We start from the raw sequence: 12,814 nt of genomic DNA, 5'->3' as shown, positions 1-12,814 counted from the left end.
TGCTCCGAACGGTTTTGTAGTAAAAAAACAACCACTACTACAGCCAAAAGTGGGCCGGATTATGCCAGAAATGCCCGGAAATGATAGAACCCTCCTGTCAGAACAGTATTACGGTAGTGCGAGGGTTCATCCGGGATCAGTGCCGGGTGGTCGAGGGCGAGTCGACGCCACCGTTGGCGAACAGTTGGGTCACGTCGGCACTGTCGAACAGATAGCGCTCGTTGCAGAACTGACAATCGACCTCAACCGTCCCGCCATGCTCGGCCACCAGCAACTGGGCATCCTCCAGGCCGAGGCTGACCAGTGCGTTGCCTGAACGCTCACGCGAGCAACTGCAACGGAAGCAGATCGGCTGCTGGTCGAACAGGCGCACCGGGTCCTGGTGATAGAGGCGGTGCAACAGGGTTTCGTTGTCCAGGCCCAACAGTTCTTCGGTGCTCAGGGTGTCGGCCAGGGTCACCACATGCTCCCAGCTGGCGGCACGCTCGTCGGCGTCGGGGATGCGCGCCACGGGCAGTTGCTGCAACAGCAGGCCACGGGCGCGCTGGCCGTCGGCCTTGAGCCAGAAGCGCGTGCCCAGTTGCTCGGACATCACGAAATAGTTGGAGAGGCTTTGCGACAGGTCGGCGCCGTCCAGATCGACGATGCCCTGGTAGCGCTTGCCCTGGCGCGGGTCGATGGTCAGCGCCAGTGAACCTTCGGGCATCAGTTGCTGCAGGCCGGCCTCATCGTCGCTGATCAGGTCTTCGTCGTAACGGGCGATGCCGCGCAGTTCGCGCTCGCTGGAGCACTCGACCATCAGCAACGGCACCGCGCCGCTGGAGCGCGCCTGCAGGATCAGCAGGCCGTCGAACTTGAGGGTGCCGACCAGCAGGGCCGCCGCCGCCATCAGCTCACCCAGCAGGCGGGCGACCGGTGCCGGATAAGGGTGGCGGGCAAGCACCTCGTGGTAGCTCTGGTCGAGGCCGACCAGCTCGCCGCGCACATCGCTCTCGTCGAAGATGAAGCGCTGGGTGAAATCGGTATCGGGTAAATCGGACATAAAAAATAGTCTTCGATGAGGTGGGGAAAAAGCCGCAGGGCCAGGCAGCGCCGCAGCACAATGCGGACATTATGCCGGCTGCCGGCGCCCACGTCGGCTCAATCGGATTGATGTCAATTATCGAGCACAGCGCGGCAAGGGCGTCAGTCGCGTGACTGGCCGTCGCGGAACTCGAAAAACTGACGGCGCTGCTTCTTGGTCGGACGCCCGTCGGTGGTCACGCCCTCGTGGCCGGCCTTGCGCTGGGCGGCCGCCGCTTCGCGGCTGGCGATGCTCTGCGGGGTCTCGCTGTACAGCGTCTGGGCCTCTGGCGCACCGCGGCGCACCGTCGACAGCGCCTCGACCACCACGGTACGCTCGTCGAAACCGGTACGAATCCTGAATTCGTCACCGATACGCGGCTCCTTGCCGGGCTTGCAGCGCTCGCCGCGCCAGTGCACCTTGCCACTTTCTATCGCCGCCTTGGCCAGGGCGCGGGTCTTGAAGAACCGTGCAGCCCACAGCCATTTATCCAGCCTGATCTTCTCGTCTTCTTCGGGCTTTTGTGCCATATGAATTCCTTATCGGTGTGGCAGTCTGACATTTATCAGCGCTGCCACGCACATGTTCATGAGAGGCCATGGCCTGCGCCTGCGCGCAGGCCTTCACCCCGGAACATGCTGTAACCCCACCCGGATTGTCAAAACCAGCCATCCGGAATCTGTTTGCCCGCCCACCCCTGGAGGTGCCCCATGACCGATTTTCCAGCTTCACTGACAACGCCTAGAAAGGGCTGCCAGGGATGCACGGGCAGCCCGCCTCTGGATTTTTCATTCGAATACGCCTATCAACCCATCGTGGACTTGCGCGACCATTCGATTTTTGCCCACGAGGCGCTGGTACGCGGTCCCAACGGCGAGGGCGCCCTGACCGTGCTCAGCCAGGTCAACGACCAGAATCGCTACCGCTTCGACCAAAGCTGCCGGGTGGCGGCGATTGCCGGTGCGGCACGGCTGGGCATGACCGAGCGCCTGTCGATCAATTTCTTGCCCAATGCCGTGTACCGTCCGGAACTGTGCATTCGCAGCACCCTGGAAGCGGCTCGCCAGTATGACTTTCCGATCGAGCGGCTGATCTTTGAAACGGTCGAGGGCGAGTACCTGGCCGATATCGACCATTTGCTCAATGTGCTGCGCCAGTACCGCGAATTCGGCTTCATGACCGCCATCGACGACTTCGGCGCAGGCTATTCGGGGCTCACGCTGCTGGCCAACTTTCAACCGGACCTGATAAAACTCGACATAGATCTGATTCGCGATATCCACCTTCATCGTGCGCGACAGGCTATTGTTCGCGCAGTCGTGCAAATGTGTGCCGATCTTGGGGTCACGGTGATTGCCGAAGGCATCGAACATCGTGAAGAACGGGATTTTCTTGCCGACTGTGGCATTTTCCTGATGCAGGGCTACTGGTTCGCCCGGCCTGCATTCAAAGCCCTGGCCAGGGTCGAGCCCGAGGCCTGGCAACCGTCTTGAGCCGTACGGAATTGCGCCATTGAAAACATTCGATCATCTGACAGTCATCGGCCTGCGCGAGTGGGTGGCGCTGCCCATCCTGGGGGTTGCCGGCCTGCGGGCCAAGATCGACACCGGCGCCAGCACCTCAAGCCTGCACGCCACCGAGATCGAACCGTTCGAACGCGATGGTGAAACATGGGTACGCTTCAATGCGCACCTGGGCACGGTGGTGCAGTTGCGTCACCGCCGCTGCGAGGCGCTGCTGGTGGCGCGCAAGACCATCAAAAGCTCTAACGGCCATGCGCAGGTCCGCTATGTGATACGGACCACCCTGGCGCTGGGGGACCGCGTCTGGCCGGTGGAATTTACCCTGGCCTGCCGCAAGTCGATGCGTTATCGGCTGCTGCTGGGTTCAAAAGCTTTGGTAGACGGCCAGCTGGTCGTCAATCCGGGTATCAAATACGTACAAGACAAGCCGGTGTTCCCGGCCTCTAATCCCTCAGGTGTTGCATGAAGATCGCTGTGCTTTCGCGTAATCCGCGTCTGTATTCCACCCGCCGGCTGGTTGAAGCCGGTATCGAGCGTGGCCATGAGATGGTGGTGATCGACACCCTGCGCGCCTATATGAATATCGCCAGCCACAAGCCGCAGATTCACTATCGCGGCAAGCCGCTGTCGGGCTTCGATGCGGTGATTCCGCGCATCGGGGCTTCAGTGACCTTTTATGGCTGCGCAGTGCTGCGCCAGTTCGAAATGATGGGCGTGTTCCCGCTCAACGAGTCGGTGGCCATTGCCCGCTCACGCGACAAGTTGCGTTCGCTGCAGTTGCTGTCACGGCGCGGCATCGGCCTGCCGGTGACCGGCTTTGCCCACTCCCCGGACGACATTCCCGACCTGATCCAGATGGTCAACGGCGCGCCGCTGGTCATCAAGGTGCTTGAAGGCACCCAGGGCATCGGCGTGGTGCTGTGCGAGACGGTTTCGGCAGCCGAGTCGGTGATCGAGGCGTTCATGGGCCTCAAGCAGGACATCATGGTCCAGGAGTACATCAAGGAAGCCGGCGGCGCAGACATCCGCTGCTTTGTGGTCGGCGACAAGGTGATTGCCTCGATGATGCGCCAGGCCAAGCCCGGCGAGTTCCGCTCCAACCTGCATCGGGGCGGCACCGCCAGCCTGATCAAGATCACGCCCGAAGAGCGCATGACCGCCCTGCGTGCGGCCAAGGTCATGGGCCTGGCGGTGGCCGGCGTCGACATCCTGCGCTCCAATCACGGCCCGCTGGTGATGGAGGTCAACTCCTCGCCCGGCCTGGAAGGCATCGAGACCACCACCGGCAAGGACGTGGCCGGGATGATCATCGAGCACCTGGAAAAGAACGGCGGCCCGAACATGACCCGGACCAAGGGCAAGGGGTAGGACCGGCTTCAGCCGGTCCTGCACAGCATCACGCGGCAGCATCAGTCCCAGGAACGGCAACACGGCGGTTCCCGGCTGAAGCCGGTCCTACACAGCGTCACGCGGCAGCATCAGCCCCAGTGGCAGGCGTACACGGGCTTCCAGGCCGCCGCCGGAGCGGTTGCGCAGTTCGACGTTGCCGCCGTGCATGGCGGCGATGCGCTTGACGATGGCCAGGCCCAGGCCGGTGCCCTTGCCGCTGCGGGCACGGTCGCCACGGATGAAGGGGTTGAAGATCAGTTCCAGTTCACCGGGGTCGAGGCCGGCGCCACGGTCAAGCACGCTGAGCACCACATACGGCGCGCTGGTGTCGCCCGAGACATAGGCCGCCACTTCGATGCCGGTGCCGGCGTGATAGGTGGCATTGCCGATCAGGTTGGTCAGCAGGCGCTTCATCGACACCCGGCGCAACGGAAACGGCGGGATCGGCTCCAGGCACAGGCGAATGTTGTTCTCGGCACTGTTGAACGGCGCCACGACTTCACGCACCAGGTCACCCAGGTCGACCTCTTCGATCTGTTCGTCACGGCCATCGCGGATGAAGGCCAGGAACTGGTCGAGGATCGCGTCCATGTCCTCGATGTCGCGCACCATGCCTTCGGTGAACTCGTTCTTGTCGCTCATCAGTTCCAGCGACAGGCGCAGGCGCGTCAGCGGTGTGCGCAGATCGTGGGAGACGCCGGCGAGCATCAGTTCGCGCTCCTGCCCGGCCTGCTCGACGTCCTCGGCCATCTGGTTGAAGGCACGGTACACCTCGGTCATTTCGCTCGGCGTGTCGCTGACCGGCAGGCGCACGCTGCGCCCTTGCCCCAGCTGGCGTGCGGCGAAGACCAGGCGCTTGAGCGGCTGGTTGAGCTGGCTGACGAAGATCCAGGCCGAGGCCGTGGACAACAACCCGATGGCCAGGAACCAGCCCAGCACGCTCCAGATTTTCTGCCCGCGCAGCGGGTGCGGGTACAGCGGCACTTTCAGCCAGCCGTCACCCAGGCTCGGGGCGCGCACCCACAAGGCGGGCGGCGCATGCACGCGCAGGCGCACTTCGGTGTCGGCGCCCAGCTCGGCCTGCATCTGGCGCTGGTAGATCTCGCTGTAGGGCCAGTGCTGTTCGCCCTCGGGCACGCCGCCGCCGACCACGCGGATCAGCCCGGCGGCCTCGGCAATGGTTTCGCGGTCGCTCTCGTCGGCCGCCCAGTAGGCGCGCAGGGTCAGGGCTACACCGTGGCTGTACTGGCGGTCGACCAGCACATCTTCGTTCATCAGCAGATAGACCAGCGTCAGCGCCTTGGAGAACAGCACCACGATCAGCACCAGCCACAGGGTGCGCGAGAAAAAGCTTTGCGGGAACCAGAGCGGAGTCTTCATAAATGCAGCTTGTACGCTTTGCAGGGCGAGCCGGGCTCGCGGTGTGTAAGGGTCGAAGCTGCCAGGGACTGGGCGACTTCACGTCCGGACCGATAAAACCAAAAACGCCGATAGCCCCTTTGCAGGGCTATCGACGTAACAGGCGTCATGGCGGTCCGGCTGCAAGCCGTCAGCGACCGCCAGCACCGTCGGGAACGAATACATAGCCGACGCCCCAGACGGTCTGGATATAACGCGGCTTTGACGGGTCGGGCTCGATCAGGCGGCGCAGACGGGAAATCTGTACGTCGATGGAGCGCTCCAGTGCGTCCCACTCGCGGCCACGGGCCAGGTTCATCAGCTTGTCGCGGGTCAGCGGCTCGCGGGCGTGCATGACCAGCGCCTTGAGCACGGCGAATTCACCGGTAGTCAGCATGTGGACTTCATCGCCGCGCTTGAGCTCGCGGGTGGCCAGCGACAGCTCGTAGTCACCGAAGGTGACCGACTCGTCTTCGCTGCCAGGGGCGCCGGGCACCGAAGGCGCCTGACGACGCAGCACGGCCTTGACCCGGGCCATCAGTTCGTCGGGGTTGAACGGCTTGGCCAGGTAATCGTCGGCGCCCAGCTCAAGGCCCTTGATGCGGCTCAGTTCGTCGCCCTTGGCGGTGAGCATGATGATCGGCACCTGATTGTTGGCCGCACGCAGGCGACGGCAGGCCGAAAGGCCGTCTTCGCCGGGCAGCATCAGGTCCAGCACCACGAGGTTGAAGACTTCGCGGGACAGCAGGCGATCCATTTGCTCGACATTGGCCACCGCGCGGGCGCGATAGCCCTTGCTGGTGAAAAAACGCTCAAGCAGGCTGCTCAAACCCGGATCGTCATCGACGATCAGGATTTTCTCGCCTTCGGCATTAAGTGCAGTGCTGCTCATCAGAGGCTCCTTTATTCACGGGGCGCATTATGGCGCAGGTGAAGTAATGCGCACCGTGCGCATTGTTAGCAGATTTTACCGGATACGACATGAGCACCGGTCACAGAACACGGCAGCCGACGTCTTGTGGCGCGCAAATCCCCTAACCGGCAGTGGCTGGTTATAATGCGCGACCCTAGGGTCTGTTGCCGTTTCAGCACGAGCCGCGTTGCTGGGCCCAATCTCGCCAGGCCAGGCGGAGGACGCAGAAAAGGGTCGCTCCCTTTTCAAGTCCTCCAACACCGCATGGCGAGATTGGGCACGCAACCCGAAGGGCCGGGCCTGTTTTGCCGCGAGACTGCGTTACTCGCCACTCATCCAACGCCGGATGACGTTTTGTTTCGGCAAGACGATGGCAATTCGCTAGTTTTTTGCTCAGGTGGTCTCAATGGACAGCATCAACAGCCGCATCGCCGAAGAACTCGGTGTCCGCCCGCAACAGGTCCAAGCGGCCGTCGCACTACTGGATGAAGGCTCGACCGTGCCCTTCATCTCCCGTTACCGCAAGGAAGTGACCGGCAGCCTCGATGACACCCAGTTGCGTCATCTCGAAGAGCGCCTGCGCTACCTGCGCGAACTCGATGAGCGCCGGGTCAGCATCCTGGCCAGCATCGAGGAACAAGGCAAGCTGACCCCGGAACTGGCCCGCGACATCAAGCTGGCCGACACCAAGACCCGTCTTGAAGACTTGTACCTGCCCTACAAGCAAAAGCGCCGCACCAAGGGCCAGATCGCCCTGGAAGCCGGCCTGGGCGAACTGGCCGACGGCCTGTTCAACGACCCGACCCTGAACCCTGAAGAACAGGCAGCGCGCTTCGTCGACGCCGACAAAGGCGTGGCCGACACCAAGGCCGCGCTGGAGGGCGCCAAGTACATCCTCATGGAGCGCTTCGCCGAAGACGCCTCCCTGCTCGACAAGCTGCGCAGCTTCCTCAAGCACGAGGCGGTGATCAGTGCCCGCGTGGTGCCCGGCAAGGAAGAGGAAGGCGCGAAGTTTCGCGACTATTTCGAGCATGACGAGCCGCTCAAGAGCATGCCGTCGCACCGTGCTTTGGCGATCTTCCGCGGTCGCAACGAAGGTATCCTCAGCAGCGCACTCAAGGTCGGTGAAGAACTGCCCGGCAGCCTGCACCCGTGTGAGCTGATGATCAGCGAGCGCTTCGGCCTGGGCAACCAGGGCCGCCCTGCCGACAAGTGGCTGGGCGAAGTGGTGCGCTGGACCTGGAAGGTCAAGCTGTACAACCACCTGGAAACCGACCTGCTGGGCGAGCTGCGCGAAGCCGCCGAAGCCGAGGCAATCAACGTCTTTGCCCATAACCTGCACGACCTGCTGCTGGCCGCACCGGCCGGCCCCCGCGCCACACTGGGCCTGGACCCGGGCCTGCGCACCGGTTGCAAGGTCGCGGTGGTCGATGCCACCGGCAAGCTGCTCGACTACGCCACGGTCTACCCGCATGTGCCGAAAAACCAGTGGGACCAGACCATCGCCGTGCTCGCCGCCCTGTGCACCAAGCACTCGGTGGACCTGATCGCCATCGGCAACGGCACCGCCAGCCGCGAGACCGACAAGCTGGCCATCGAGCTGATCAAAAAGTATCCAGCGCTGAAAATGACCAAGGTCATGGTTTCCGAAGCCGGCGCCTCGGTGTACTCGGCCTCGGAACTGGCCGCGCGCGAATTCCCGGACCTGGACGTGTCGATCCGCGGTGCGGTGTCCATTGCCCGGCGCCTGCAGGACCCGCTGGCCGAACTGGTCAAGATCGACCCGAAATCCATCGGTGTCGGCCAGTACCAGCATGACGTGTCGCAGCTCAAGCTGGCCCGTGGCCTGGATGCGGTGGTCGAGGACTGCGTGAACGCCGTGGGCGTCGACGTCAACACCGCCTCGGTGGCGCTGCTGGCGCGTATCTCGGGCCTGAACACCACGCTGGCACAGAACATCGTGGCCCACCGCGATGCCAACGGCGCCTTCAAGACCCGCAACGAGCTGAAAAAAGTCAGCCGCCTGGGCGAGAAGACCTACGAGCAGGCCGCCGGCTTCCTGCGGGTGATGAACGGCGACAACCCGCTGGACGCCTCGGCGGTGCACCCGGAGGCGTACCCGCTGGTCAAGCGCATCGCGACGCAGACCGACCGTGACATCCGCTCGCTGATCGGCGATGCCGGCTTTCTCAAGCGCCTGGACCCGAAGAAATTCACCGACGAGACCTTCGGCCTGCCGACCGTCACCGACATCCTGAGCGAACTGGAAAAACCCGGCCGCGACCCGCGCCCGGAGTTCAAGACTGCCGAGTTCCAGGAAGGCGTCGAGGACCTCAAGGACCTGCAGCCGGGCATGATTCTCGAAGGCGTGGTCACCAACGTGACCAACTTCGGGGCTTTCGTCGACATCGGCGTTCACCAGGACGGTCTGGTGCACATCTCGGCGCTGTCCGAAAAATTCATCAAGGACCCGCGCGAAGCGGTCAAGGCCGGTGACGTGGTCAAGGTCAAGGTCATGGAAGTCGACATCCCGCGCAAGCGCGTCGGCCTGTCGATGCGCATGAGCGACACGCCCGGCGAGAAGGTCGACGGTGCCCGTGGCGCCCGGCCGGGTGCGGCGCCGCGCCAGCAGCACAGCGCGCCACGCAAGGAAGCCGCAGCACCGGCCCCGGCCAATAACGCCATGGCCTCGCTGTTCGCCAATGCCAAGCAGTTGAAGAAGCGTTGATGGACGTCCCTGAAGCGCTGACCCACAGCCCTTACTTCCGGATGCTGGGCTGCGAGATTCGCAGCCTGGACAACGGCGTTGCCCATGTCGCGCTGCCGCTGGAGGCGCACCTGCGCAACCGTGGCAACGTGATGCACGGCGGGGCGATCTTCAGCCTGGTGGACATCGGCATGGGCCTGGCCTGCTCCAGCGCCCATGGCTTCGACCAGCGCAGCGTCACCATCGAGTGCAAGATCAACTACGTGCGCGGTGTCAGTGACGGCGAGGTGCTGTGCATCGCCCGTGTGCTGCACGCCGGACGTCGTACGCTGGTGGTCGAGGCCGAGGTGGTCCAGGACGACAAACTGGTGGCCAAGGCCCAGGGCACCTTTGCCGTGCTCTGAACATCGTTATAACGCAATCGCTCACCGCGGCCCCGTGCATGGAACCTATGCCCGGGGCCGCTTGCCGAATGGCTTGAACATGGCGTTTTTTTAGCAGATAAAGAGCGTGGGCGACCTAGCTGTAGCCCCCCTGAGTGCGGTATTTTCCTGCTAATCCTGTTAAAAAGCCGCGTGTTCGGCACCCCGTAAGCAACCGTGAATCTTGAGCCGGCGTTAAAGACCCCAACCAGGCGACAACGCCAGTTCCTTTCTTCACCCTTGTAGACCGTCATGTCCACCCCCATATCGGGGCGACCGATGTGTGAAGGAAATCACCTTGAGCGAATTACTCAACCGCCGCCTGGCCGTGTTCGGCGAGCGCAGCAACCTAACGCTGCTGGGACAGTGCCTGCACGGAATCGAGCGTGAATGCCTGCGCGTGACCGATCACGCCCAGTTGGCCCAGACCCCTCACCCGCAGGCGCTGGGCTCGGCACTGACCAACGAGCAGATCACCACCGATTATTCCGAATCGCTCCTGGAGTTCATCACACCGGCGTTGAAAGACCCGGCCGACACCCTGGCCCGTCTGGAAACGATTCACCGTTTTGTCTACAGCAAGCTGGACAACGAGCTGCTGTGGAGCCCGTCGATGCCCTGCCCGCTGCCCGCCGAAGAGGACATTCCGCTGGCCTACTACGGCACCTCCAACATCGGCAAGCTCAAGTACGTGTACCGCAAGGGCCTGGCCCTGCGCTATGGCCGGACCATGCAGTGCATCGCCGGCATTCATTACAACTTCTCGCTGCCCGAGTCGGCCTGGGCCTTGCTCAAGCAGACCGAGCACTTTGACGGCGACGCCCGCGATTACCAATCGCAGGCCTACATCGCCCTGATCCGCAACTTCCGACGCTACAGCTGGCTGCTGATGTACCTGTTCGGTGCCTCGCCGGCCCTGGACGCCGGCTTCCTGCGCGGGCGTGCCCATCAACTGGAGCAGTTCGACGCCGATACCCTGTACCTGCCCTACGCCACCAGCCTGCGCATGAGCGACCTGGGCTACCAGAGCAAGGCCCAGGCCGACCTGACACCGTGCTACCACGATCTGCAGAGCTACACCGACAGCCTGCGCCGCGCCGTGGCCACGCCTTACGCGCCGTACGTCGAGACCGGCACCCACAACGCTGCCGGCGAATGGGTACAGCTCAACACCAACGTGTTGCAGATCGAAAACGAGTACTACTCCAATATCCGTCCCAAGCGCGTGACCTACTCCGGCGAGCGGCCGATCCAGGCGCTGATGGCCCGCGGCGTGCAGTATGTCGAGGTGCGTTGCCTGGACATCAACCCGTTCCTGCCGACCGGTATCGATCTGGAACAGGCACGCTTCATCGACGCCTTCATCCTGTATTGCGCCCTCGAAGAAAGCCCGCAGTTGAGCAACCAAGAGTGCGGCAATGCCGGCAGCAACTTCCTGAGCGTGGTCAAGGAAGGCCGTCGCCCCGGCCTGAAGTTGCAGCACAACGGCCAGGCGGTCGATCTCAAGACGTGGGCCAGCGAGCTGCTGGAAAAGATCGCGCCATTGTCACGCCTGCTCGACGAAGCCAGCGGCAGCGACGCGCATGTTCGCTCGCTGGCGGTGCAGCAGGCGCGCATCGACGATCCGTCACTGACGCCATCGGCGCAGATCCTGGCACGCATGCGTGAACACGACGAAGGCTTCACCGCGTTCTCGTTGCGCCAGAGCAAGACCCATGCCGAATACTTCCGCAAAAACCCCCTGAACGCCACTGAACAGGCGCACTTCGAAGGCCTGGCCCAGACTTCGCTGCAAGAACAGGCCGAGCTTGAAGCCAGTGAAGAGGTGGTGGATTTCGACACCTTCGTCGGTGCCTACCAGGCCAGTATCCTGTCGATCAGCAACTGACCGACAGGCACGGGGCCGGTGTAGGAGCGCGCTTGCCGGAATGCCGGACCACCGCGACCGGCTGCGTTAGCAGTCGTAAATTTTCAGCGTTTCACAAATTTTTGCGAGCGCTGCGCACTCGGTCGCGGGCAAGCGCGCTCCTACGGGGGTAGCTTCAATATCCAGTAAATCAGTACGTTATTTCGTGCTTGATAAGCGCATTACAGGGCTTTTTCGAAGATTTTCGAATTGCGCTGGTAGTTGTACAGCGAGGCCCGGGCGCTGGGCAGGCGGTCGACGCTGCTGGGTTCGAAGCCGCGCTCGCGGAACCAGTGGGCGGTGCGGGTGGTGAGCACGAACAATCGTGTCAGCCCCAATGCCCGGGCACGGTTCTCGATGCGTTCAAGCAATTCGTCGCCACGCCCGCCATGGCGGTATTCCGGATTGACAGCCAGGCAGGCCAGCTCGCCGGTCTGGGAATCGGCAATCGGGTACAGCGCCGCACAGGCGATGATCATGCCTTCACGCTCGACCACACTGAACTGCTCGATCTCGCGCTCCAGCACTTCACGTGAGCGGCGCACCAGAATGCCCTGCTCTTCCAGCGGCGTGATCAGCTCGATCAACCCGCCCACGTCTTCGATGGCCGCTTCACGCACCCGTTCGAACTGCTCTTGCGCCACCAGCGTGCCGCCGCCGTCGCGGGTGAACAGCTCGGTCAGCAGGGCGCCGTTCTCGGCGTAGCTGACGATATGGCTGCGGCCCACGCCGCCGCGGCAGGCTTCGGCGGCGGCATCAAGCAGTTCGGCCTGGTAGTTGCTGCCCAGGCGCTGCAGATGCGCCGGCACCTGTTGCGGGCGCAATTCGCGCACCAGGTGGCCACGCTCGTCCAGCAGGCCCTGCTCTTCGCCGAACAGCAGCAGCTTGTCGGCGCCCAGGTCGATGGCCACACGGGTGGCCACGTCTTCACAGGCCAGGTTGAACACCTCGCCGGTCGGTGAATAACCCAGCGGCGACAGCAACACGATGTGCCGCTCATCGAGCAGGCGGTTGATACCCTTGCGGTCGACCCGGCGTACTTCGCCGGTGTGCTGGTAATCGACGCCTTCAAGCACGCCGATCGGCCGGGCGGTGACCAGGTTGCCGCCGGTGACACGCAGGCGCGAGCCCTGCATCGGCGAGGCGGCGATGTCCATCGACAGCCGCGCCTCGATGGCAATGCGCAGGCCGCCTACCGCATCAATCACGCACTCAAGGGTTTCGGCGTCGGTCACCCGCAGGTCACGGTGAAAGCGCGGGCTCAGGCCGCGCTGGGCCAGGCGGTTTTCGATCTGTGGCCGCGTGCCGTGCACCAGCACCAGGCGTACACCCAGGCTGTGCAACAGCACCAGGTCGTGGACGATATTGCCGAAGTTGGGGTGTTCGACACCGTCACCGGGCAGCATGACCACAAAGGTGCAGTCGCGGTGGGCGTTGATGTAAGGAGAAGCATGGCGAAGCCAATTGACGTATTCGGGCATAACCGCAAAAGC

Annotated in this window: 11 protein-coding genes; 6 read left to right on the top strand and 5 right to left on the bottom strand. The window is 63.4% G+C overall.

Translation table 11 applies throughout. The features are described from left to right. Window positions 1-136: 136 nt before the first annotated feature. Together hslO and ASF84_RS23210 are read right to left on the bottom strand one after the other, a co-directional pair. Window positions 137-1,042, bottom strand: a complete 906-nt coding sequence (hslO, locus tag ASF84_RS23215) for an Hsp33 family molecular chaperone HslO (protein WP_056841221.1) — start codon at window positions 1,040-1,042, stop codon at window positions 137-139. Window positions 1,043-1,185: 143 nt separating this feature from the next. Beyond that, window positions 1,186-1,593 (bottom strand): RNA-binding S4 domain-containing protein, encoded by a 408-nt coding sequence (locus ASF84_RS23210; RefSeq protein ID WP_056841220.1) that lies wholly within the window; start codon window positions 1,591-1,593, stop codon window positions 1,186-1,188. Between the two features lie 180 nt (window positions 1,594-1,773). On the opposite strand from ASF84_RS23210, the gene rimA reads away from it, so the two are divergent. The 3 genes from rimA to rimK are packed head-to-tail and all read left to right on the top strand — an operon-like array spanning window position 1,774 to window position 3,954. Next, on the top strand, window positions 1,774-2,556 hold the full coding sequence (gene rimA, locus ASF84_RS23205; RefSeq protein WP_056841219.1) for a S6 modification regulatory phosphodiesterase RimA: 783 nt from the start codon (window positions 1,774-1,776) through the stop codon (window positions 2,554-2,556). Window positions 2,557-2,575: 19 nt separating this feature from the next. Continuing rightward, window positions 2,576-3,052, top strand: a complete 477-nt coding sequence (gene rimB / locus ASF84_RS23200; protein ID WP_056841218.1) for a retropepsin-like aspartic endopeptidase RimB — start codon at window positions 2,576-2,578, stop codon at window positions 3,050-3,052. Then, on the top strand, window positions 3,049-3,954 hold the full coding sequence (gene rimK, locus ASF84_RS23195; protein WP_056841217.1) for a 30S ribosomal protein S6--L-glutamate ligase: 906 nt from the start codon (window positions 3,049-3,051) through the stop codon (window positions 3,952-3,954). Before rimB ends, rimK begins: the two co-directional genes overlap by 4 nt. An 87-nt stretch (window positions 3,955-4,041) precedes the next feature. Here rimK and ASF84_RS23190 read toward each other — a convergent pair whose 3' ends face one another. Together ASF84_RS23190 and ompR are read right to left on the bottom strand one after the other, a co-directional pair. Then, the gene (locus ASF84_RS23190; RefSeq protein ID WP_056841216.1) at window positions 4,042-5,355 is read right to left on the bottom strand and encodes an ATP-binding protein; all 1,314 of its coding nucleotides are present in this window, start codon (window positions 5,353-5,355) and stop codon (window positions 4,042-4,044) included. A 169-nt stretch (window positions 5,356-5,524) separates the two neighbouring features. Beyond that, window positions 5,525-6,265: an osmolarity response regulator transcription factor OmpR gene (gene ompR, locus ASF84_RS23185; RefSeq protein WP_056841215.1), complete on the bottom strand. Its 741-nt coding sequence runs from the start codon at window positions 6,263-6,265 to the stop codon at window positions 5,525-5,527. Window positions 6,266-6,692: 427 nt separating this feature from the next. On the opposite strand from ompR, the gene ASF84_RS23180 reads away from it, so the two are divergent. The 3 genes from ASF84_RS23180 to gshA all read left to right on the top strand — a co-directional run bounded on the left by ASF84_RS23180 (window position 6,693) and on the right by gshA (window position 11,303). Continuing rightward, a complete protein-coding gene (locus ASF84_RS23180; protein WP_056841214.1) occupies window positions 6,693-9,014 on the top strand; it encodes a Tex family protein in 2,322 nt (773 codons plus the stop codon). Continuing rightward, window positions 9,014-9,397: a PaaI family thioesterase gene (locus ASF84_RS23175; RefSeq protein ID WP_056841213.1), complete on the top strand. Its 384-nt coding sequence runs from the start codon at window positions 9,014-9,016 to the stop codon at window positions 9,395-9,397. Before ASF84_RS23180 ends, ASF84_RS23175 begins: the two co-directional genes overlap by 1 nt. Window positions 9,398-9,713: 316 nt before the next feature. Beyond that, on the top strand, window positions 9,714-11,303 hold the full coding sequence (gene gshA, locus ASF84_RS23170) for a glutamate--cysteine ligase (protein ID WP_056841212.1): 1,590 nt from the start codon (window positions 9,714-9,716) through the stop codon (window positions 11,301-11,303). Between the two features lie 200 nt (window positions 11,304-11,503). Here the strand turns inward: gshA and argA are convergent, their stop codons facing one another. After that, window positions 11,504-12,802 (bottom strand): amino-acid N-acetyltransferase, encoded by a 1,299-nt coding sequence (gene argA, locus ASF84_RS23165; RefSeq protein WP_056841211.1) that lies wholly within the window; start codon window positions 12,800-12,802, stop codon window positions 11,504-11,506. Between the last annotated feature and the right edge of the window lie 12 nt (window positions 12,803-12,814).

Source organism: Pseudomonas sp. Leaf127 (genome assembly GCF_001423155.1).
In the GTDB taxonomy this organism is placed as follows: domain Bacteria; phylum Pseudomonadota; class Gammaproteobacteria; order Pseudomonadales; family Pseudomonadaceae; genus Aquipseudomonas; species Aquipseudomonas ovata.
Note: the sequence above shows the minus strand (reverse complement) of the source record. Positions and strands in the feature narration are given on the sequence as shown.